This is a genomic window from Saccharopolyspora tripterygii (genome assembly GCF_054778355.1).
The window spans coordinates 298574-321095 of record NZ_BAAGZP010000027.1 but is presented as its reverse complement, the minus strand read 5'-3'; the positions used below and the strand labels follow the sequence as shown (position 1 = coordinate 321095).

16 protein-coding genes are annotated in these 22522 nt (G+C 67.5%); 15 read left to right on the top strand and 1 reads right to left on the bottom strand.

Features of this window, described 5'->3' with window-relative positions; genetic code table 11:
* Nucleotides 1–6 precede the first annotated feature (6 nt).
* The 15 genes from ACYVF3_RS21180 (at nucleotide 7) to fdxA (ending at nucleotide 21413) form a co-directional block, all read left to right on the top strand.
* Nucleotides 7–1230 (top strand): MlaD family protein, encoded by a 1224-nt coding sequence (locus ACYVF3_RS21180; RefSeq protein ID WP_461155960.1) that lies wholly within the window; start codon nucleotides 7–9, stop codon nucleotides 1228–1230.
* The gene (locus tag ACYVF3_RS21175; RefSeq protein ID WP_461155959.1) at nucleotides 1227–2594 is read left to right on the top strand and encodes an MlaD family protein; all 1368 of its coding nucleotides are present in this window, start codon (nucleotides 1227–1229) and stop codon (nucleotides 2592–2594) included. Before ACYVF3_RS21180 ends, ACYVF3_RS21175 begins: the two co-directional genes overlap by 4 nt.
* Complete coding sequence (locus ACYVF3_RS21170; RefSeq protein ID WP_461155958.1) at nucleotides 2594–3880, top strand: MlaD family protein; 1287 nt, start codon at nucleotides 2594–2596, stop codon at nucleotides 3878–3880. The genes ACYVF3_RS21175 and ACYVF3_RS21170 overlap by 1 nt, the downstream gene beginning before the upstream one ends.
* Complete coding sequence (locus ACYVF3_RS21165) at nucleotides 3880–5319, top strand: MlaD family protein (protein ID WP_461155957.1); 1440 nt, start codon at nucleotides 3880–3882, stop codon at nucleotides 5317–5319. The genes ACYVF3_RS21170 and ACYVF3_RS21165 overlap by 1 nt, the downstream gene beginning before the upstream one ends.
* A 9-nt stretch (nucleotides 5320–5328) precedes the next feature.
* A complete protein-coding gene (locus ACYVF3_RS21160) occupies nucleotides 5329–6636 on the top strand; it encodes an MlaD family protein (RefSeq protein ID WP_461155956.1) in 1308 nt (435 codons plus the stop codon).
* A complete protein-coding gene (locus ACYVF3_RS21155; RefSeq protein WP_461155955.1) occupies nucleotides 6633–7922 on the top strand; it encodes an MlaD family protein in 1290 nt (429 codons plus the stop codon). The genes ACYVF3_RS21160 and ACYVF3_RS21155 overlap by 4 nt, the downstream gene beginning before the upstream one ends.
* 445 nt (nucleotides 7923–8367) lie before the next feature.
* Nucleotides 8368–10638 carry an MMPL family transporter gene (locus ACYVF3_RS21150; protein WP_461155954.1) on the top strand — a complete coding sequence of 757 codons (2271 nt, stop codon included), beginning with the start codon at nucleotides 8368–8370 and terminating at the stop codon, nucleotides 10636–10638.
* 8 nt (nucleotides 10639–10646) lie between these two features.
* Nucleotides 10647–11726 carry a peptidyl-prolyl cis-trans isomerase gene (locus ACYVF3_RS21145; RefSeq protein WP_461155953.1) on the top strand — a complete coding sequence of 360 codons (1080 nt, stop codon included), beginning with the start codon at nucleotides 10647–10649 and terminating at the stop codon, nucleotides 11724–11726.
* A gap of 39 nt (nucleotides 11727–11765) precedes the next feature.
* Nucleotides 11766–12278 (top strand): hypothetical protein, encoded by a 513-nt coding sequence (locus ACYVF3_RS21140; RefSeq protein WP_461155952.1) that lies wholly within the window; start codon nucleotides 11766–11768, stop codon nucleotides 12276–12278.
* Nucleotides 12279–12666: 388 nt separating this feature from the next.
* Entirely contained in the window at nucleotides 12667–13800 is a 1134-nt protein-coding gene (locus ACYVF3_RS21135) for an NAD(P)-dependent alcohol dehydrogenase (RefSeq protein ID WP_461155951.1), read from the top strand.
* Between the two features lie 174 nt (nucleotides 13801–13974).
* Nucleotides 13975–16245, top strand: a complete 2271-nt coding sequence (locus ACYVF3_RS21130) for an ATP-binding protein (RefSeq protein WP_461155950.1) — start codon at nucleotides 13975–13977, stop codon at nucleotides 16243–16245.
* 486 nt (nucleotides 16246–16731) lie between these two features.
* Complete coding sequence (locus ACYVF3_RS21125) at nucleotides 16732–18588, top strand: 2-oxoacid:acceptor oxidoreductase subunit alpha (protein ID WP_461155949.1); 1857 nt, start codon at nucleotides 16732–16734, stop codon at nucleotides 18586–18588.
* The gene (locus ACYVF3_RS21120; protein WP_461155948.1) at nucleotides 18585–19667 is read left to right on the top strand and encodes a 2-oxoacid:ferredoxin oxidoreductase subunit beta; all 1083 of its coding nucleotides are present in this window, start codon (nucleotides 18585–18587) and stop codon (nucleotides 19665–19667) included. Before ACYVF3_RS21125 ends, ACYVF3_RS21120 begins: the two co-directional genes overlap by 4 nt.
* Nucleotides 19668–20102: 435 nt before the next feature.
* Nucleotides 20103–20969: a lytic transglycosylase domain-containing protein gene (locus tag ACYVF3_RS21115; protein ID WP_461155947.1), complete on the top strand. Its 867-nt coding sequence runs from the start codon at nucleotides 20103–20105 to the stop codon at nucleotides 20967–20969.
* Nucleotides 20970–21086: 117 nt separating this feature from the next.
* Nucleotides 21087–21413: a ferredoxin gene (fdxA, locus tag ACYVF3_RS21110; protein WP_461155946.1), complete on the top strand. Its 327-nt coding sequence runs from the start codon at nucleotides 21087–21089 to the stop codon at nucleotides 21411–21413.
* 71 nt (nucleotides 21414–21484) lie between these two features.
* Here the strand turns inward: fdxA and ACYVF3_RS21105 are convergent, their stop codons facing one another.
* Nucleotides 21485–22504, bottom strand: a complete 1020-nt coding sequence (locus ACYVF3_RS21105; protein ID WP_461155945.1) for an NAD(P)H-dependent flavin oxidoreductase — start codon at nucleotides 22502–22504, stop codon at nucleotides 21485–21487.
* Nucleotides 22505–22522: the final 18 nt, after the last annotated feature.

Genomic DNA, 22522 nt, shown 5'->3' with positions numbered 1-22522 from the left:
CGAGCGGTGAAATGGGTCGCCGTCGCGGCTGTGGCGACCGCGGTTGTAGGTGGTACCGCGTGGGCGGTCGAGAACGACGACTATGAGCTGCAGTTGGTCATGCCCAATGCTGCCAACGTCCTCGAGGGGTCGCGTGTCGAGGTCGATGGGATGCCCTTCGGCAAGGTGACGGGACTCTCGGCACGGGACAACAGGGCGCTGGTGACGGTTTCGGTCGACGGCGATCGCGCACCGCTGCATGCTGGTAGCACAGCGCAGGTGGAGTGGCGGGGACTGCTCGGCGAGCGGGTGATCCGCCTGGTGCCCGGCCCGGACGGCAATCCGGAGATCCCCTCCGGCAGCCTGCTGGAGGCGGGTTCCGAACAGGTCGAGCTGGACCAGGTGTTGTCAGCTCTCGACGAGCCGACCCGCCAGCACCTCAACTCGACCGTCCAGCAGCTGGACCGGAACCTCAAGGACCACCCGCAGGACTTGCGCGCGACCCTCGCGTCGGCAGGGCCCGCGGTGCAGGAGCTCGGAGAGATCCTCAAGGCCGTGGGACAGGACGGTCCGGCGATCCAGAGCTTGATCCGGAACCTGAAGACGATGATGGAACCGGTGGCGGCCCGGCGCACGGAGCTGGAGCAGATCGTGCGCGATCTGAACTCCGCGACGGGTGCGATGTCGGCCGAGCAGGATGAGCTCAAGCGGGCTCTGAGCGAGTTGCCGTCGACGCTGAACTCCGCCAAGCGGACGATGGACGGCGTTCCCGCGGCCGTCGATGAGACGGCACCGCTGCTCGAGGACCTGCGGCCGGCGACCCAGCAGTTGGTCTCGGTGTCACAGAACCTGAGTCCGATGCTGGCGGACCTGCGGCCCGCCATGAACGATCTCCGGCCGACGTTGAACGCCGCCGATGATCTGCTGCAGCGGACGCCGCCTCTGCTCGACAGCGCCCACACCACCGTGCCCGGGGTGAACAACGCGCTCACCCAGCTCAACCCTGCTGTCCAGTTCCTGCGGCCTTACACGCCGGACCTCATGGGCTGGCTGAGCAACTGGTCCGCGGCGTTCGCGAACTACGACTCGCAAGGCCACTACTTCCACGGTCTGGTGCAGGTGGGAACGAACGTCGTCGACGACAACCCCGGCGCCGCAGTGGGTCTCAAGGGCGGCCCGAACTCGCGCCCCGCACCGGGCATGGCCTCGGGGCAGGCATGGGTAGACGCGAATGGGAGTTCACCGCGATGAGCATTCTGAGAAGCGCAGGACTGCGGATCGGTCTGTCGCTCGCGGCAGTGGCAGCTGTGGTCGCCACCGGTTTCACCACCGTGAGCATGAACGAGGACGACGACGTCTCGTTGACGGTCATGTTCCCCAATGCCAGTCCGCTGATCCCCGGAAACCTCGTTCGGCTCTCCGGAGTCGAGGTCGGCCAGATCGAGTCCGTCGAGCTGCAGGGCGGTCAAGCGGCGGTCAAGATGCGGCTGGATCCGTCGGTGCTGCCCCTGCACAGCGACGCGAGCGCGAAGATTCGGCCGGTGACGCTGCTCGGTGAGCGATTCGTCGACCTCAACCGCGGATCCGACAGCGCGCCCGAGATGGACGAGCCCTTGGTCATCCGCGCACAGCACACGAGTAGCGCGGTGGACCTCGACCAGGTGCTCAACTCGCTCGACGATCCCTCCAGCGCTGCTCTGGCGGCGTTGGTCACCACACTGGGGGAGGGCACCGGCGGGCAAGGCGCCAACGTCGACGAGGCGATCAAGGCCCTGGCGCCGGCGATGGAGAACACCCGTGAACTCGGCGGGGTGCTGGAGCAGCAGAACGCGGTCCTCGGCCAGCTGGTGGACCGAACCAGTCCGGTCGCCCAGGCTTTGGCCGAGCGCAACGGCGGGAACCTCGATCAGGCAGTGGAACAGGGGAAGCAGCTGTTGGCCTCGGTGGCCTCGCAGCGGCAGGCCATGAAGGACTCGCTGGCTCAGCTGCCCGGCACCCTGCAGAAGGCCAACCAGGTTCTCTCCGAGGTGTCCGGGGTCGCCGAGGCGGGCACACCCGTGCTGCGCGACGTGCGTCCGGTCACCGACGACCTGCCTCAGATCACCAGTGAGCTGAACGCCTTCGCCGATGCCGCCGATCCGGCGCTGGGCTCGCTGCCGCCGGTGCTGGACAAGGCCAAGGGTCTGCTCGACCAGGCGGCGCCGGCCGTCCGCGATCTCAAACCGGGCACCGATCAGCTTCCGGTGCTGGGGTCTTCGGCGCACCGGTTGGTCGGTGATCTGACCCCGGCGATGAGCACGGCCCTGGACTTCATCAAGTACTGGGCGATGTCCACCAACGGCCGGGATGGTCTGAGCAACTACTTCCGGGCGTTCGTGGTGACCACCCCGCAGAGCTTGCTCCAGTACCCGGGCGTCGGGGTCGGTCCGCCCGGACCGCCCACGCCTGCGCCGGTTCCGCCGTTGCCGGTTCCCGGCGTCCCGCCGCCGCTTCCGGGCCTGCCCAGCGTGCCCGGGCTCGGCAGCCTCCCCCTCGGCGGCGGTGACGGGAGCGCGACCGGACTCGACCAGTCCCAGGAGACGGCCCTGGTCGACCAACTGCTTGGAGGACGATGATGGCAGCGGTGTCGCAGTCGACGACGCGGTCGTTCATTGCAGGTCTGGGCGGTCTGGCCGTCCTGGGCGGGGTGGTGCTCTTGGGCGTCACGGCGAGCTCGGGAGTGCCAGGTGCCCCGGTGACCACGGTGCGTGCCGAGTTCGACCAGGTCGGAGCCTCGCTGAAGGTCGGCAACGACGTGCGGGAGAACAGCTCGAGGGTGGGGCGCGTAGCAGCGTTGACCTACGAGAACGGTCACGCCGTGGCGACTCTCGAACTGGATGGGCGGGTACCGGTCTACAACGACGCCAAGGCGGAGGTGTGGGACCAGTCCGCTCTGGCCAAGAAGGTCGTGGAGATCGACCGCGGACACGAGGCGACGGGCCCGCTGGGAGAGCGACCCATCGCGGCTGAGCGCACTGTGGACTCGGCCGACCTCGATCAAGTGCTGGACGTGCTCGATCCGCCGACTCGCGACGCGCTGACCAGCACGCTCCGCGAGGTCGGTGGAGGTGCGGCGGGACACGGCCAGGACGTGCACGACCTGGTCGAGCACGCGCCCGGGATCGTGAACGGGCTGGGTAACACCGCCGGAGCGCTGAGCTCGCAGGAGACCGACCTGCCGGCGTTGCTGGACCGGGCGGACCAACTCGCGGGGTCGCTGAACGGCCGTGAGCAGCAGCTCGCCGATCTCGTGCGCGAGACGGGCGACACGGCGAAGGCTCTCAATCCCGACGACGGCGCTCCGCTGCGGGACAGCATCAATGAGCTTCCCGGAACGCTGCACGAGGCCCGCGCCGGACTCGATTCCCTGGACGAGCCGCTGGGTGACATCCGATCCGCGGTGACCGACATCGGTCCGGGCGCCGAGGCGCTGGGAGCGGCGACGCCGGATCTGCGAGGCGTGCTGCGAGAGGGACCGGCACCGCTGAACGCGGTTCCGGGAGTGGCGGACAAGGCGGATCCGGCGATCACGGATCTGACCCAGACCGTGGCCGACGCGCGTCCGCTGGTGCCGTCGGTGTCCCGGGGTCTGACCGACGCCGCTCTTCCGGTGAACGTCCTGTCGAACTACAGCACCGAGGTCGTCAACTTCTTCCGGCGGATCGAGAGCATGGTTTCCACATCGGTGGCACCGGGAGTCCACGGAGCACGTGTGGGAGTCGCCGCCACCGGTTCGTCCATTGTCGACGGTGGTGTGCTCAAGGACCCGATCCAGGGCCAGGACCCGTACCCGGCGCCTGGTGAAGTCGATCGTCAGCGCACCGGCCTGTTGCCGAGCGTGATCAGCGGAGGTGGCCAGTGATGTCGTCTAAGAGGCGAAAGTCGAGGCTCGGCTCGCCGGTCGTCATCGGAGCGATCCTGCTCGCGGTGGTCATCGCGGTGCTGCTGGCCGTCTACCAGAAGGAGCGGATCAGCACAGCACTCTCCTCGGGGGAGCAGGTCCAGGCGGAATTCAGCCGTGCTTACCGGGTGATCCCGGCGAAGTCGGACGTGAAGATCGCCGGCGTCGTGGTGGGCACGGTGACCGACGTGGAGAAGGGCGACGGGGACAAGACCGTCGTGTCCATGAAGCTCTGGGGCGACACTCCCGACAAGCTCGGCAGCGCGCCCTCGGCCATCATTCGGCCGACGACGCTGCTCGGGGGCAACTACTACCTCGAGCTGCAGCCGGGTGGTGAACGCGAGAAGTTCTCCGGCGACCTGATCCCGGTGGAACGCACGAGCGTCCCCAGCGAGCTCGACAAGATCCTCGGCGCGATTCCCGGTCGTGCGCAGGAGAGCATCCAGAACACCACGCGGCTCACCGACGAGTCGCTCCGAGCCGGTGCCGGCGAGAGCCTGGGCAACCTGCTCGAGCACGCACCCTCGACGCTCAACCCCGCGGGTGAGGTGTTCTCCAGCGTTCGCGGTACGAATCCGGAGAAGGACCTGTACGGAATCGTGCCCGAGATCAACACCGTCGCGTCCGCGCTGACGGAGCAGGACGGACAGCTCGGCCGCACGATCGATTCGCTCGGCACGGTGAGCTCATCGCTCGCTCAGAAGCAGCGGCCGGTGGCGGACTCGATCGAGGCGCTGCCGGGGACGCTGTCGACCACTCGCCGGGGTCTTGATTCGCTGCATGGCAGTCTCGACCGGCTGACCGCCACCGCGGGCAACGCCCGGCCGGCGGCGCAGGAGCTCGGGCCGTTGCTGGCCAAGGCCGACCCCGTCGTGCGAGAGGCCAGGCCGCTGGTCGCTGAACTCCGGCCGTTGCTGCACGACGCGCAGCCGTTGGTCGGGCAGTTGGTTCCGACCGCGCAGAAGGCGACTTCGACGCTCAACCTCATCAACGGACCGGTGCTGGACCGGGTGAACGGGCCGATCGCGAACGCGGTGCTGTCGCCCTGGACGGGTACAGGTGCCTACGAGGGCAACGGTGGTACGGGGCACAAGCTCTACGAGGAAGTCGGCTACCTCGCGGCGCACACGGCGAACCTGTCGAAGTACGGGAACAAGAACGGCCGGATGCTCGGGCTGGGCCTCGGCGCCGGAGTTTCCACCGTCGGGGGCAAGGACCCGGGTACGGCTCAGCTCCTGCAATCGCTCGGTCTGCTGCCGGGCGGGATCCAGGTGCTGCCCCCGCCGAACAACGCAGGCGACGACTTCTCGCGGTCGCCGGCGACGTCACCGGGGAAGGACCAGTTCCTCCCCCTCCCGGGCGGGCCGACCCCCGGTGTGCCCCAGACCCAAGGGAATTAGGAGCGGACGGTGAACAAGAAGCATTCGCTCAGCCGGGTTTGGGAGCGCATCCGAACCGTACCCGGACTGGGACGCAACCTGCTCGCGCTCGCGGTGGTGATCCTCTGCGGGCTGATCAGCGCATCGATGATCTTGACCAACCAGCGGTTCATCCCGCCCTGGCAGGAGCGGTACGAAGTGGCGGCCGAGTTCGACCAGGTGCCTGCGGTGAACCCCGGGCAGCAGCCCAAGGTGCGCATCGCCGGCGTGGAAGTCGGGCAGATCACCGGTAGCGAGGTCTCCGACGGCGGTAGGGCGAAGCTGAGGTTGTCGCTGGAGCCCGGGTACCAGGTCTACCGCAACGCACGCATGGTGTTGCGCCCGACGAACCCGCTCAACGAGATGTACGTCGAGCTCAACCCCGGCGGGCCACCGGCTCAGGTGCTGCCGCCGAACGGGGTCATCCCGGCGAGCCAGACCGAGCGTCCGGTGCAGCCCGACGAGGTGCTCAACCACCTCGACGAGCGGAGCAGGGCCGCGGTGACCAACCTGCTGTCCTCGTCGGACGTTGCCCTTGCCAGCGCGCCGCAGCACCTGCCTGCCGGGTTGAACGCCACGGACGCAGCCCTCGTCCAGTACCGACCGGTGCTGGAGAACCTCCGGACGCGCAGGGAGAACATCGCCAAGCTGGTGTCCTCGTTGTCGCAGATCAGCACTGCGGTCGGTCACAACGACGGCCGGCTGACGGAGTTGATGGACGCCAGCGAGCAGACGCTGTCGGTGCTCTCGGAGCACAGCGCGGATCTCGAGGCGACGATCGGGCAACTGCCGGAAACCACCGGGCAGCTCAAGCGCGCTATGAACGGCGTCAACGGGCTGACCGATCAGCTGAACCCGACGTTGGACAACCTCAATGAGGCGTCCGGGCAGCTGCCCGAGGTGCTGCGCAAGGTCAACGGCACGGTGGACAACCTGGGCGACACGGTCCAGGCGGCGCGCCCGCTCGTGTCCGCCGCCGGCCCTGTCGTGCGCGATCTCCGCCCGATGGTCGAGGACGTGCACACCGCCTTGGGCGATCTGGAACCGGTCGCCCGCGACGCGGGACCCGATTCGGAGCTCGTCGTGTCCTACCTCAACGATCTGCAGGCGTTCATCTACAACACCAACGGAGCGTTCAGCCTCTCCGACGCCAACGGCGGGTTCATCCGGGGTCATGTGGCGGTGCCGCTGCCGGATGCGGGGGTGCTGCCGGGAACCCACGGTGGCAACACGGGCGGTGCTCCGCCCGTCACGCCTGACGAACAGGGCGGTATCACGGGCGACGGGAGCAACCCATGAGGTTTTTCCAAGGCACAGCAGGCAAGCTCGTCGTGCTCGGGACGTTCTTCGTCCTCTCGATGGTGTACATGGGATACCTGCTGGACAAGGCGGGTGTGACCAACCCGCTCGCGAACTCGCAGTCCTACACGACGTCGTTCGAGACCTCCGATGTGGACAACGCCATCCCGGTGGGAGACGTGAAGGTCGCGGGTGTCAACGTCGGCAAGATCGACAGCGTGGAGCGCGCGAACGGCAAGGCGCAGGTCGTGGTGAGCCTGGAACAGCAGGCCGCACCGCTGCACGAAGGTGCCAAGGTCCGCATCGGTGCCAAGTCCCTGGCCGGCGAGTCCTACATCGAGATCGAGGACGGCAAGGGAAAGGAGTTGCCCAGCGGCAGCCGGGTGCCGCCCGAGTCGGTTGAGCGGGGTGTGCAGCTGCGCGACGTCATCAACAGCCTCGATCCCCAGACCAGGGAGGCCCTCGGAGGTGCGATCCGCACCGCGGGTGAGGGGACCACCGGGTCGAAGGAGGACGTGGCCGGTGCCATGACCGGGCTCGGTCAGCTCGGACGGCAGGGTTACACCGCCGTGGACGCCATTTCGGCTCAGTCCAAGGACCTGACGACGCTCGCGCAGCAGACGACGACCGTTCTCGACGCGCTGGACACCGGACAGGGGCAGATCGCCTCGCTCGTCGGGAACGCCCAGAAGCTGACCTCGGCCACGAGCGGCCAGCAGGAGGACCTGTCCGCGACGGTGCGGAGCCTTCCGGGGGTGCTCTCCAGCACCCGGACGGCGACGGGCAAGCTCCACGAGCTGTCGTCGTCGGTGGCGCCGGTCGCCGCCGATCTCAAGGCCGCGACACCGCACTTGAACTCGTCGCTGGAGCAGCTCCCGCAGACGACCGCGGATCTGCGCGGTTTGCTCCCGGCCCTCAACGGGACGCTGGACCGGGCGCCGGACACGTTGGACCGGCTTCCGGTGACGGCGCAGGACGTCAGCGCCATCGTTCCTCAGGCGCGCACGGCCATGACGAACCTCAACCCGATGTTGTCCTACATCAAGCCGTACGGGCCGGAACTGGGTGCGTTCTTCGCGAACTTCGGTTCGATCTTCCAGTACACGGACGAGGCGGGGATCCACTTCTTCCGGCTCCTGCCCGACCTGGGCAACGAAGGGATCGTCAAGGGCGTACCGGTCCCGCTGCCCAACGTGCTGACCAACAGCAACCCGTACCCGGCGCCGGGGGAGAGCGTCTCTCCGGAAGGGCGGGACTTCACCAGGCTCCATCCGCAGCCCAACTGATGGTGCGGGGAGAAGGCTGATTCGAGACCGGCGGCCTCCGGTCCGGCGCGGGTGCGAGAACCCCGCCGGCCCGGAGGCCGCTTGTCGTGCGGACTCGGCGGGCTGTCTACAGGAGTGGTGCTCACTGGCTCAGTGGATGGCGCTATGCGTTGCTCGCAGGCAGCGGGAATGATGAAAACTCGCATTTCAGCGGGCCACAGGGAAATCGACGAAACCTTCTTTCGGCCGACATAACAGTCTACGAAGATGGGGACTGAGTATCGTCTAGCGTTGTGTTTAACGGCTGCGTCGAGGTACTGTGGCTCGCATCACGAGCAATGGCGTACGTGGAAGGGGCGGGGCTGGAGCAATGTGGCGGTTGAAGGCGCTCCCGGCGCGGATCCAAAGACTCCTCGGAGGAACCCCACGCACAGCCGACGAGCCCGAGAGCGGTGGACGCCACGGCATGGCGCGAAAGCTCCTGGTTTCCTTGGCGATCCTCGGGATCGCGGGCGGATCCGTCTTCGGCTTGCTGAACCTTCGGGTGGAAACCACCGTGGAATCGTTCCTGCCCGGAGGCGATCCCAGCGTCAGTCGGCTCGAGGAGCACGCCGAGCACTTCGGCGGGAACCCCGTCGTCGTCTTGCTCGAGTCCGAAGAGCCCGGACACCTGCTGCTCGGTGACGAGCAGCTCGGGAAACTGATGAAGCTCGAGGGGTCGCTGTCCAGAGTGCCGGACGTGGCCACCGTCTACGGCCCCGGCACCGTCATGAACCAGCTCGCGATCTCGTCGCAGAACCTGCTCGCCAGCCTCAGCGGTACGCGTGATGGACTGCGCGCTCGTGCCGAAGCCGAGGCCCGCAACAGGAACGAGTCCGAGTCAGCGGTCAGCGCAGCGGGGGATGCCGCCACCGCCGATTTCGACCGCCGCTACGGAGCATTGCTCGTCCGCGGGATGCCCGGTGGACTTCCCACCACGAAGAACCCGAACTTCGTCAAGAACGTCATCTTCGACGAGACCGGGAAACCCCGAGCACGCTGGCATTTCGTGGTTCCGAAGGAGAACGCCGTGGCCGTGCTTGTCCGGCCGCGCGAAGGGATGGACGAGGCGGCGACCCAGCGGCTGGTCACCGGTGTCCAGGACGCGGTCGGGAGTGCGGGCCTGGCGACCAGCAAGGTGACCGTCACCGGAGTCCCGGCCATCACCTCCGCGCTGACCGCGGAGGCGACGGCTGAGATTCCGCTGCTGGCGGGTCTTGCCGCGCTCGTGATCCTGCTGCGGTTCCTGATGGCCTCGCCCGGATCCAGTCTGCTCCGCAAGCTGTGGCCGCTGTTGGCCGCGGTGATCGGCAGCGCGCTGACGTTGGCCGGCTTCGGTCTCGTCGGGATTCCCATCTCCTTCGGCGCGGCGGCCCTGCTGCCGCTGCTCATGGGCATCGGCAGCTCGTTCTCGCTCTACCTGGTCGCGTCCGCGAACCGGCGCCGCGTTCTGGTCGTGTCGGCCGCGAGCGCGGTGGCGTTCGGTTCGCTGGCCGTCTCCCCGCTGCCGTTCGTCCGCCAGCTCGGACTGGCGCTGGGAGTGGGCGTTCTGCTGACGGTCGCGGTCACCTTGTTCCTCGGCGACAAGTTCGGCCTGGAGCAGAAGAGCGAGGAGCCGGCGAGAGCGGTTCGCAGGCCGCTGCGACCAGGTGTGCGCTGGAGCGCGCTCGGCTGTCTGGCCGCTGTCGCAGTCCTGGGCTGGGGGTCGTTGGCCACGCTCGACGTCCGGGCGAATCCCGAGGACGTCGCTCTGGGGCTACCGGAGCTCGAACACGCCCGTTACGCCGAGCAGACGCTGGGGTCTTCCGGTGAGGTCAGCATCGTGCTGCGCGGGGAGGACGCGCGAAGCCCGCAGGTGCTGGACTGGATGTTCAAGGCGCAAGACGCGACCGTATCCCGCTACGGCGACCAGATCCGGCCGATCCTCACCGCGCCCGACCTGTTGAAGTTCCTGGGGGATCACCCGAGCCCGGAACAGGTCTCCTCGGGTTTGCAGTTGCTGCCGCCGTACCTGACCAGCGCGGTGTTCAGCCCCGATGGGAAACAAGCGGTGATGACCTTCGGGTTGAAGTTCCAGGATCTGGAGAAGCAGACCGCGCTGCTCACCGAGATGCGCGCCGCGCTACCGCCTCCGCCGGATGCGACTCAGGTCGACGTCGTCGGTCTGCCGGTGTCCGCGGCCCGTGCCTACGAGCTGATCTCGCAGCATCGCTACATCGACAACCTGGTGGGGATCGGAGCGGCCGGCCTGGTGCTGTTCTTCGGCTTGCGGAGCAGGCGGGACGCGTTGCGCGCGATGGCCGCTGCGGCGCTGGCTACTGGGTGGACGATCGCGGGATTGTGGTTGGTGGGCGAATCGCTGAGTCCGCTGACGATCGCCCTCGGCTCCTTGGCCACCGTCACCGCTTGCGAATTCACCGTTCTGCTGTCCGACGAACACAGGCATCGCGGGATGGCGCTCAAGCGCGTGGTCGGGTGGGCGTGCGCCACGTCCGTGGTCGGCTACCTCGCCCTCGTTCCCTCGAAGATCGTCCTGCTTCGCGACTTCGGGATCACCCTGGCCGTCGCGGTGCTGCTGTCCTACCTGGCCGCCCTCGCGGTCGTGCGGTTGAGCCCGTCGCCGCAGCACGAGAAGGCGGCGGGGACCGACGACGAAGTCCGTGGTGCCGACACCGAGCTCTCGGAGGTTGTTTCATGAAGGTCCGCGTGCCCACGTTCCGAACCCGTGGCGGCCTCGACCGCTTGATCGGATGTCTAGGTCGCCCTTCGGCGTTCGGGCTCAAGGGCTATCGATTCGGTATCGTCATCGCGATCCTCGTGGTGGTCGCCGGTGGATCCAGCACGAAGGCCGTCATGCACGCGGCCGAGTCCTTGCCGGACGACGCGGTTTTCCGCGCCCAGGGCGTCGTGGTCTCCGAGCAGCAGCTCAAGCAGCGCGTGAGCCTGATGGAGTTCGTCTACGGCCTGCAGCAGCCGAAGGAGCCGGAGAAGCAGGACGAGTTCAAGCGTTCGGTGGCCAAGGCGATGGCGGTCAGCAACGTGGTGGATCACGCCGCCCGTGAGCACGGCATCGTCATCGCCGACAAGGCCGCGAGGGATCAGCTCGAGAAGATGATTAAGGAAACCGGCTACGCCGACCGCCAGACCTTCATCCAGGAACTCGGCGCTCGTGGCATTTCCGAGCAGAACGTCATCGACGAGATCAAGCGCCAGCAGGGGAACGCGCGGTTGTTCGGCAAGGTGACGGAGCCGGTCAAGCCGGTGACCGACGCCGACGCGCAGCGTTTCTTCGGCGAGAACCGAGCGCAGATGGTCACCCCCGAGCAGCGCGACATCGCCAACGTCGTCGTGCCGGACGAGGCCACGGCGCAGCAGGTGCTGCAACAGGCGAATGCCGGCGGGGATTTCTCCGCTCTCGCGAAGCAGTACTCCATCGACGGCAGTACCAAGGACAAGGGCGGCTCGCTGGGAGTCGTGCAGTCCAACCAGCTCGACCCGGGCTACGGGAAGGCCGCCTTCGGCGCTCCGGCCGGTTCGGCGTTCGGGCCGGTGCAAACACCGCAGGGCTGGAACGTCGGCCGTGTCGGTGAGGTGCGCGCCTCCGTGCCGGTTTCCTTCGAAGAGGTCAAGGACGCCATCAAGGGCAAGCTGGACAACGACGCGAAGCTCGCGGCCTGGGACGGGTTCCTCGCTCAGCGGATCAAGGATGCGGACGTCACCTACGCGCCCGCGTACCAGCCGGCGAACCCGGATGCCTCACCTGTTCAAGCCGGGCAGGGCAAGTAACCAGCGGTAGGGCCGTACGGCTCGTCACAAGGAGGAACCATGCTAGCTATCGTGCTGGCCGTGCTGTCGGGTGTCTGCCTCGTCGCCGGATGGTCGCTGGAGGCGATCGTCCTCGTGTACGCAGCCCTCGGGCTGTCGGCGCTGGGCCTGTTGCTGGTGTTGTCCGCGACGTTGCGCGGACGGCGGTCCGCGACCGCGAACTCGCCTGAGACCGGGGAATCGTCCGACACCGCGAACTCGCCCGACGCCGAGGAATCGTCCACCGCGGGCGAGGTTCTGGATGACGCCGCGGACGACGCTGCAGAACCGGCCTCGGCGAGTGAGCTCACTCGCGAGGTGTTCGTCGAACGAACGAGTGGTGATCGCTTGGACTCGGACGCCACCGTGCACGTTCTGCAGCGCCGCAAGCGCTTCCACACGGAGGACTGCCGCTTGGTCAGAGACAAGCAGGCCCAGGAGTTGACGCTGGTGGAGGCGCGTGAGGAGAACTTCACCCCCTGCTCGGTGTGCATCGAGGTAGGAGCGGCGGCGTTGCTGTCCGAACAGCGGTAACCCCGGCCACCCCGCACGCTCTCGGGCGTCGCGCCGCTGATGGCGTTGCGGTACCAGGACGCTGGATGCGGCGCTCCCGAGCGCCCCTTCGCTTGATCGGTGAAGAGAATTCGGTCCGGAAATGACACCCGATTACGGAACGTCGAGGGGGAAAAGCACGTAGTTATACCCGTGACCTCCACCATAGTGATCCGGTTAACGTTGTGTTTCCAGAGCGCGAGACCACGGCAAAGGGGCTGGTCATGAGGCTGGAGCACTGCTCATCGCACTCCGATGAGTGGCGCCCCGGGACGGGCCCACGGCATGCCCTGGTCGGTTCGCAGCGCTCGAGGCGAGTGGGGTGAATGCCTGCTTCGCGCTGGAGAACTCCGAGGAGGCCGGAATGCGTGTGACCGCTGCAGTCGCGAGGGACGAGGGCCAACCGTTCATTCTTGAGGAGCTCGAGCTCGACCAGCCACGAGCCGACGAGGTGCTCGTGGAAGTGCACGCCGTCGGACTCTGCCGCACCGATGTCGCGCTGCGCGACCAGTGGCTTCCGGTGCAACTGCCCGCGGTGCTGGGACATGAGGGGGCAGGCGTGGTCCGCCGCGTCGGCTCCGCCGTCACCAAAGTCCGGGCCGGCGACAAGGTGGTCATGACGTTCGCGTCGTGCGGGGAGTGCCGGTTCTGCGTGGGCGGCCATCCCGCCTACTGCCTGGAGTTGCTCGATCGCAACATCAGCGGAGGCAGGCTCGACGGCAGCAACGCTCTGCACTGCGACGGTGAGATGCACGGGTTCTTCATGAGCCAGTCCTCGTTCGCCACCCATGCGATCGCCACGGAGCGCAACGTCGTGAAGGTCGGCGACGACACCGACCTGGACCTCGCCGGTCCCCTCGGCTGCGGCATCCAGGCCGGCGCGGGCGCCGTGATCAACAGGTTACGGCCGGAAGCCGGTTCCACCATCGCGGTGTTCGGGGTCGGGTCCGTCGGCATGGCGGCGGTGATGGCAGCACATCTGGTCGGCTGCAGCAAGGTCATCGCGGTCGACACGCAGCCGGACAGGCTGGCGCTCGCCCGCGAGCTCGGCGCGACCCACCTCATCGAGGCCGGCCGGGTCAACCCGGTCAGCGCCATTCAGACGCTCACCGACGGTGGAGTCGCGTACACCGTGGAGACCACGGCGGAACCCGATGTGCTGCGGCAAGCGGTGTACAGCCTCGCCACGCTCGGCACCTGCGCGATCCTGGGTCTTGGGCCCGCCGGTGCGGAGCTGTCCATCGACATGACGAACCTCCTGCTGCCCGGGCGAACCGTGACCGGGGTGACCTGGGGGGACAGCCGTCCGGACGAGTTCCTTCCACAGCTGCTCGAACTCCACCGGCAGGGGCGCTTTCCCATCGACCGGCTCATCGACACGTACTCGATGATGGACATCAACAAGGCTGTCGAGGACATGGAAGTGGGCAAGTGCCTCAAAGCCGTCCTCAAGCCATGCCCGCTGCCCGTTCGGGATGACGACACCAGCTTCCGTACCCGCTGACCCTTCTCGGGATTCATTCGCGTTTCGGTGTCGGCCATTCGGTCGCAGGTCGTCCGGTGAATGGTGGCATCCGGCCTAGGCCGTGCTACTAGACTGACCTTGCTCTGCGCAGCGAAGCGTCGGGAGAGGGGGCATGTCGGGGTGTGCGCTCAGGTCAAAGCTCTTGGCGACGGGTTGACGAGCTTCGTCGGTCGGCGGCGCGAGCTGGCCGAGGTCACGCGTGTGGTGGGCGAATCGCGCCTGGTGACCCTCACCGGTGTCGGGGGCGTGGGCAAGACACGGTTGGCGCTGCGTGCGGCCGAGCGCTTGCGCGGGGAGTTCCCGGACGGTGTCTGGCTCGTCGAGCTCGCGAAGGTCACCGAACCGGCTTTGCTGGCGAACGTCGTGGCGGAATCCTTGGGCGTGCGGGACCAGACGACGCGCTCTCGCGAGGCGGTGCTGCTGGAGTACCTCGAAGGTCGTCGACTGCTGCTGATCATGGACAACTGCGAGCACCTGCTGAGCTCGTGCGCGACCTTGATCGCGAAGCTGTGTCGCGCGGACAACCAGCTCGTGGTCCTGGCCACGAGCCGAGAAGCACTCGGCATCCTCGGCGAATGCACCTGGCCCGTCCCTCCGCTGTCGATGCCGGACCTCGCGAACGTGGCGCCGTCGCGAGGGGGGTACGTCTACGGTCACGAGGCGCTGGACCTGTTCGAAGAACGTGCGCGCACGGTGCTTCCGGGCTTCTGCCTCGACACGACGACCAAGCCAACGGCTTCGCAACTGTGCCAAGGGCTCGACGGTCTTCCACTGGCGATCGAGCTCGCTGCGGTCCGGTTGAGATCGATGTCGATCGAGCAGATCCACGAGCGGCTCCGGGACAGGTACCGGCTCTTGAGCTCGGGCAACCGCGGCGGTCCCGCGCGTCATCAGACGCTCCGCGCCGCGGTCGACTGGAGCTACGACCTCTGCACGGAGCAGGAGCGGGCGCTGTGGATGAGACTCGCGATCTTCGCCGGGGGGTTTGACCTGGAGGCTGCGGAGTCGGTGTGCGCCTTCGGATCCATGGCCGCCGATGACGTGGTGGAGCTTCTGACGAGTCTGGTCGACAAGTCGATCGTGCTCCGGGAAGGCACTGGTACCAAGGTCCGCTACAGGATGCTCGAGACGATTCGCGCCTACGGCAAGGAGAAGCTCGGCGCCGCGGGGCTCGAGCTCGCGTTCGCGCGTCGGTATCGTGATCACTACCTGAGCTTGGCCGACACCTTCGACGACAGCTGGTTCGGTGCTGACCAGTTCCGCTGGTGGGACAGGATCCAAGCGGAGCAGGCGAACCTGTGGGCGGTGCTGGACTTCTGCCTGACGACTCCTGGAGAGGAGGCTGCCGGCCTTCACCTGGTCGGGGCCCTGTGCTTCTACTGGAATGCGTGTGGCCACCTTCAGGACGGCAGGTACTGGATCGGACGCGCATTGCGCGCGGTTGACACCGAGAACTCGGCGCGCGCGAAGGCCTTGTGGGTCAACGGGTACATCGCCATGACCCAAGGCGACAACGCGGCTGCCTTGCGCAGCTTCGATGAGTGCGTCACGTTGGCCGAGGCGCTGGGCGACGAGCAAGCGCGTTCCTTCGCCTTCCAGTTCCGCGGCTCGTCCGAGCAGTTCACCGGCAACCTCGAACGAGCCGAACCCTTGTTGATGGAGTCCGTGGAGGCTCATCGCAGCGCGGGTCGGGTCAACTCGTTGACGGTGCTGGGTGTGGCCCAGCTCGCCTTCGTGTCCTGCCTCCTCGGTGAGACCGAACGAGCCATCGCGCTGTGCGAGGAGTGCCGGCTCACCAGCGAAGCGCACGGGGAGAGGTGGGCGTACTCGTGGGCGATGTGGGTCTTGGGCCTCTCGCGGTGGACGAGGGGCGAGCACGCCGAAGCGGCCAGTGCCCTGAAGGCGTCGCTGGAAGTGAAGGACGCGCTCAACGACAGGCTGGGCATGTCGGCGTGCGTCGAGCTGTTGGCGTGGATCGCGGTTGAGGAAGGGTGTGCGGAACGAGCTTCCCGGTTGTTCGGAATCGGCCGCGCGTCTTGGGCCGAGGTGGGCGATCCGCTCTTCGGCTCGCAGGCGTTGGTCGACACCCACGACCGCTATGAAGAACGGGCTCGCACAGCGCTGGGGGAGCGGGCGTTCGAAGAGGGCGCACGGCGTGGCGAGCAGCTCGAGACCGCTGATGGAATGCTGTTCGCCAGGGCGGATCAGGACGAAGAGGCCGGCCCCCACCTCGCGCAGCTGACCCGACGCGAGCGCGAAGTCGCGCGCCTGGTGGCGGCAGGTCTGACGAACAAGGAGATCGCGGCTCGGCTGGTGATCTCCCAGCGCACCGTCGAGGGGCACGTGGAGAACGTGCTCGGCAAGATGGGCGTCAAGTCCAGAACCCAGGTGGCGATCTGGTTCACCGCCAGGGCGGCGGAGTAGGGGTACAGGCCGCGGTGGCGGCACCCGTGCCGCCGCGTGAACCGGAGCCCGAGATCTCCCTCGGCTTCCCGGGTGGGAACTGAACACTCACGCGTTCCCAGTTCCTCCGCGTGTAGCGGGATTCGTCTCGTGGGATCGCACGTTCTTGAGGAGGTACCGGCCTGCTCGGGCTTCGACCTCGATCAGCTTAACTTTCTATGGCGGGCAGCATGTTTCGTTGTTGACGCCATCGTCCTTGCGGTGCCGAACCGCCTTTCGGAGCTCCGTCCGGCTTCGGATTCGGACGAAGACTGACTACAGGACTTGAGTCTGAGTTGATTCAACTGTAGTATTTATGGCGTCGGCACTGGTGGATCTGGGCGCGGGTCCAAGTCGGCGAGCGCGGGTGTTCGCTCGATGTGCGGAGCCTGCCGGCGTCGGGAAGATGCCCGACGCCGGCAGGGAAGTTCTTGGACCAGGTGATCGGGGTCCGCTAGGAGGTTTCGCGTGAGCACTCAGGTCGAACAGCTGAGCCGAGTGGTGATCAGGTTCGCCGGCGACTCCGGCGATGGGATGCAGCTCACCGGCGATCGGTTCACCTCCGAGACCGCGGTGTTTGGCAACGACTTCGCGACGTTGCCGAACTTCCCAGCCGAGATCCGAGCTCCGCACGGAACGTTGCCCGGGGTGTCGTCGTTCCAGCTGCACTTCGCCGACACCGACATCGCGACACCCGGCGACCGGCCGGACGTCCTGGTCGCGATGAACCCAGCCGCGTTGAAGGCCAACATCGGCGACCTCCCGGCCGGTGCGACGTTGATCGTCAACACCGACGAGTTCACCAAGCGGAACCTGACCAAGGTCGGCTATGAATCCGATCCTCTCGAGGACGAGTCCCTCGAATCGTTCGCCGTTCACAAGGTGGCGATGGGCACTCTGACCCGTGGTGCGCTGGAGGACTCCGGTCTGCCGAAGAAGGAAGCCGAGCGCTCGAAGAACATGTTCGCGCTGGGTCTCCTGTCCTGGATGTACAACCGGCCGGGGGACGGGACGGAACGGTTCCTGCGCGAGAAGTTCGCGAAGAAACCGGACATCGCCGAGGCCAACGTGCAGGCATTCCGCGCGGGGTGGAACTTCGGTGAGACCACTGAGGCGTTCGCGGTGAGCTACGAGGTCGCCCCAGCGCGACTCGCCCCGGGTACGTACCGCCAGATCACCGGCAACGCGGCGCTCGCGTACGGGATCATCTCGGCGGCGCATTGCTCCGCACTTCCGGTGCTGCTCGGCACCTATCCCATCACCCCGGCTTCGGACATCCTGCACGAGCTGGCCAAGCACAAGAACTTCGGGACCACCACGGTTCAGGCCGAAGACGAGATCGCGGGCATCGGTGCCGCGCTCGGGCACGCTTTCGGCGGCGGCCTCGGCATCACCTCGACGTCCGGGCCCGGGCTCGCGCTGAAGTCGGAGATGATCGGGCTGGCCGTCATGACGGAGCTTCCGCTCGTCGTGCTCGACATCCAGCGAGGCGGACCGTCCACGGGTCTGCCCACCAAGACCGAGCAAGCGGACCTGCTTCAGTCGATGTACGGCAGGAACGGGGAGTCTCCCGTTCCTGTGGTGGCGCCGGCCTCCCCATCGGATTGCTTCGCCAGCGTGCTCGAGGCCTCGCGCATCGCGCTGACGTACCGAACTCCGGTGGTGCTGCTGTCGGATGGTTCCATCGCGAACGGTTCCGAGCCGTGGTTGATCCCGAACGTTGCTGATCTGCCCGAGATTCGGGTCGATTTCGCCACGGAGCCCAACGCCACGGACGGCTCCGGCGAGTTCTGGCCGTACCTGCGCGACCCGGAGACCTTGGCGAGGCCGTGGGCGGTGCCGGGCACCCCCGACCTGCAGCACCGGATCGGCGGGTTGGAGAAGGAAGACGTCAAGGGCGGGATCTCCTACGATCCGGACAACCACGACAGGATGGTTCGCCTGCGCCAGGCCAAGGTGGACGGTATCGAAGTTCCGGACGTCGTGGTGGACGACCCGGGCCGGCAGGCCAGGGTCCTGGTCCTGGGATGGGGATCGACCTACGGGCCGATCAGCGCCGCGGTGCGACGAGTCCGCAAGCAAGGGCACGCCGTGGCGCAGGCTCACCTGCGGAACCTGAACCCGTTCCCCGACAACCTCGAATCGGTGCTACACGAGTACGAGCGAGTGCTGATTCCGGAGATGAATCTCGGCCAGCTGGCCACTCTGATCCGAGCGAAGTTCGTGGTCGAGTGCGCCACCTACACGAAGGTCGCCGGACTGCCGTTCAAGGCTGAAGAACTTCAGGGCGTCCTCTGCGACTTTCTCGAGGGAGTGCGAGCATGACGACGGACCTGGGACTGCCGCTTCTCAGCGGGCAGCACGGGGTTCCGCAGGGCGCGGAACCGCAGAAGGCCAAGGACTACAAGTCCGACCAGGAGGTGCGGTGGTGCCCGGGTTGTGGCGACTACGTCGTGCTCAACGCCGTGCAGTCGTTCTTGCCGACTCTGGGGATCAAACGGGAGAACATCGCGTTCATCTCGGGAATCGGGTGCTCATCGCGGTTTCCGTACTACCTCAACACCTACGGGATGCACTCCATCCACGGCCGGGCGCCCTCGATCGCGACCGGACTGGCTGTCTCGCGCCCGGACCTCTCGGTGTGGGTAGTGACCGGAGACGGCGATGCGTTGTCCATCGGGGGTAACCACCTGATCCACGCGTTGCGTCGCAACGTGAACATGACGATCCTGCTGTTCAACAACCAGATCTACGGTTTGACCAAGGGGCAGTACTCGCCGACCTCCGAGCAGGGCAAGGTCACCAAATCCACGCCCCTGGGTTCGGTGGACGGCCCGTTCAACCCCGTGTCGCTGGCGCTGGGCGCCGAGGCCGGATTCGTGGCCCGGGTGATCGATTCCGATCGGAAGCAGCTCACCGAAGTGCTGCAGGCGGCGGCCGACCACCGGGGCACGTCGCTCGTCGAGATCTACCAGAACTGCCCCATTTTCAACGACGGCGCCTTCGACGTGTTCACCGACAAGGACGAGGCGCAGCATCGCGTCATCCCGCTCCGGCACGGTGAACCCGTGCGTTTCGGCCCCGGCGCCGATGACGGAGAAGGGGAGTACGGGGTGGTGCGGGATCCCGCCACCGGTGGGCTCCTCATCCGGAGCGTCTCGGAGGTGGGCTCCGAGGCTCTGCTGGTGCACGACGCGAACGCCACCGACCCGACGCAGGCCTTCGGTCTGTCCCGGCTCACCGGCCACGGGCTCGCGCACGCGGTGACCGGCATCTTCCGCCAGGTCCAGCGTCCCGCGTACGACGACCTCGTGCGCGAGCAGGTTCGCGCGGCAGCCGACGCGAAACCCGCCGATCTGCAATCGCTCTTGAACGGAAATGACACCTGGACGGTTTCCGCTTGATGCCTGGCTGAGGGCCGCGTGCTCGCGAGCGGCAAGCCTAAGCATCCGAAGGACGTCCCGAGACGAAGCCGGAAACGTCGATTCCGCCGACGTTTCGCGGCCATGCGTTCGCGCCCGTACGGACCCGCGAACGCAACCCACTGCCGTCGCACCAAGACCGGACAACGGAGGTCTGTGATCATGGTTCGCAACCGGGGACGACAACGAGGGCGCACCCGCCATCGCGGGGCTCAGCGTCGCATGTGGTGCTACCAGGCGGCTGCCCTCGCCGGATTGCTGGCGTTGAGCGCCGCTGACCAGACCTCATGGGTCGGAGTGACGGACGTCGAAGCCAGCGGTTCGAACGCCGAGCGTCCCGCGCCGCCGAATCCGGTGGCACCACCACCCCCGCCGGCGGGCCCTCTCGCGGCGGCTGAGGCGGGGGAGGTCCAGCCGATGAGGCCGACCGCGGGGCCGACAGCGCCGAAGCACGGAATCCCGGCAACGGTCCTGGACTCCTACCTGCGCGCGGTCGATTCCCAGCAGCGCGAGAACCCGGGTTGCCGGATCACCTGGTCGCTGCTGGCGGGCATCGGCAAGGTCGAGTCCGGGCATGCCCGGGGCGGCGATGTCACCGAGGACGGGGACTTGATCCACCCGATCTACGGTCCTTCTCTGAACGGGACGAACGGCACGGCATCGATCCAAGGGGACGGGGGTTGGGCGCGGGCGGCCGGATCCATGCAGTTCATCCCCTCCTCGTGGGACCGATGGGGCGCCGACGGCAACCACGACGGTGAGACGGACCCGCAGAACGTCTACGACGCTTCGCTCGCCGCTTCTCGCTACCTGTGCTCGGGGAGTCGTGACCTGTCGACTCCGGACGACCTTCGGTCGGCGATCTTCAGCTACAACCACTCCGCCGACTACGTGAACTTGGTGCTCCGCTGGATGTCGGCCTACGAGACCGGCGGTGGTGGCGTCCCCGACCAGCACGCCTCGTCCGGCCTGTTGCAGCTGGCCTCCTACGACAGCGGAACTGACGCAGACGGCGGATCCTCGTCGTCGGACCCCGCTCCACCTCCCCCGCCACCGGCGGCGGAGCAGCCGCAGGACCCCGAGCCGCCGCAGAACGACGACGGCGGACAACCCGCGCCTGCTCCGCCGCCAGCCCCTGAGCCCGAGCCGGAGGTGCCGGTGCTGACCCCGGTCCGGGAATTGCTCCCACCAGCGGTCGACGAGCACCTCGCCCCGGTCGTCGATCCCGTCGAGCAGGTCGTCGGCGCGGTCCCGCTGCCGAACATCCTCGGTGCCGGTCGCTGACCTGACAGCCACGTTCCCGCCGGTACCGGCCGGGCGAGGCCCCACGACTCCTCCCACCACGAGGGGCCTCGCCCGAAGGACGTCGGCGGACGCCGAGCAAGGAGAGGAACCGTATCCGTGACCTACGTGATCGCTGAACCGTGCGTGGACGTGCTCGACAGGACCTGTATCGAGGAGTGCCCTGTCGACTGCATCTACGAGGGCGGGCGGATGCTCTACATCCACCCCGACGAATGCGTTGACTGCGGTGCTTGCGAGCCGGTCTGCCCGGTCGAGGCCATCTACTACGACGAGGACGTTCCGGACGAGTGGGTCGCCTACACCAAGGCGAACGCCGACTTCGTCGAGAGGGCTGGGTTGTCCGGTGGCGGCAAGAAGGTCGGCAAGACCGACTTCGACGTCGAGCCGATCACCGACCTCCCGGAACGGGTGGGTGAGCACTGACCCGCGGGGAGGGACGCACAGAGGCCCCGGTCGCGCGCCACAGGCGGGCGACCGGGGCCTCTGCGGCTCGGTCAGCGGCGAGCGGCAAGCCGGTCGAGCACCTCGGCGGCCTGCGCTGCCATGTCCGGAACGAACTCGGCGACGTTGATGATCTCGCCGATCGCGCCGGCGACCTGGCCCGCGAGGACGAGCCCGTCCTCGACGTCGCCCTCGGTCTGCGCACGTTGCATGGATTCGATCTTCCAGCGCAGCAGCTCGGCTGGGTCGGTGTTGTCGTCGTGATCCTCGACCAGGCGCAGGGACGCGCGGTTCCGCAGCCCGCGGCATGGTCCGTAGACCCCGGTGAAGGCGACGTCATCGCCTTCTCGAGCGCTGAGCAGCGCTTGCGCGTAGGACGGGTGCCAGTCGGAATTCTCCTCCGACGCGATGAACCTGGTCCCCATGGCGACTGCCTCGGCACCCATGCACAGCGCGGCGGCCAGGGTCCGGCCGTCCTTCGCGCCGCCCGAGAGCACGACGGGCACGTCGACGACCTCGGTCACCGAAGGGACGAGGACGTAGGTGTGCACGCCCTTGCTCGGCGCGTGGCCGCCCATCTCGAAGCCCGCCGCGATGACGACGTCGACACCGGCCTCCTGGGCCTTCAGCGCTTGTGCGGTGGAGCCGACCTTGTGCTGGTGGATCATGCCCGCGTCCTTGATCGGGCCGACGTACTTGCCGGGGAAACCGGCGGACGTGGTCAGGACGGTCAGTCGCTTGGCGACTTCGTCGTCCGCCGCCCGGGCTTCGAACACGGTGTTGATGTAGGCGTCGGTGAAGGACAGGACGTCACCTTCACCGTCCACGCCGACCGGGATGTTGACCGCGAAGGGCTTGTCGGTCAGCGAGGCGCATTCCTCGATGTGCTCGCGGAAGGTCCGCGAGCCTTCCGCGAGGTCGCGCGGGAATCCGGGCATGCTCACCGTCCCGAGGCCGCCGGCGTTGCTGACAGCCGCGGCGAGCTTCGGAGTCTTGAACGGCCCCAGGCCCTCCTGGACGATCGGGTGTTCGATTCCGGTCAGTCGCGTGTACCGGTTGCTGATCGGCGCCATGGTTCGTCGGCTCCTCGA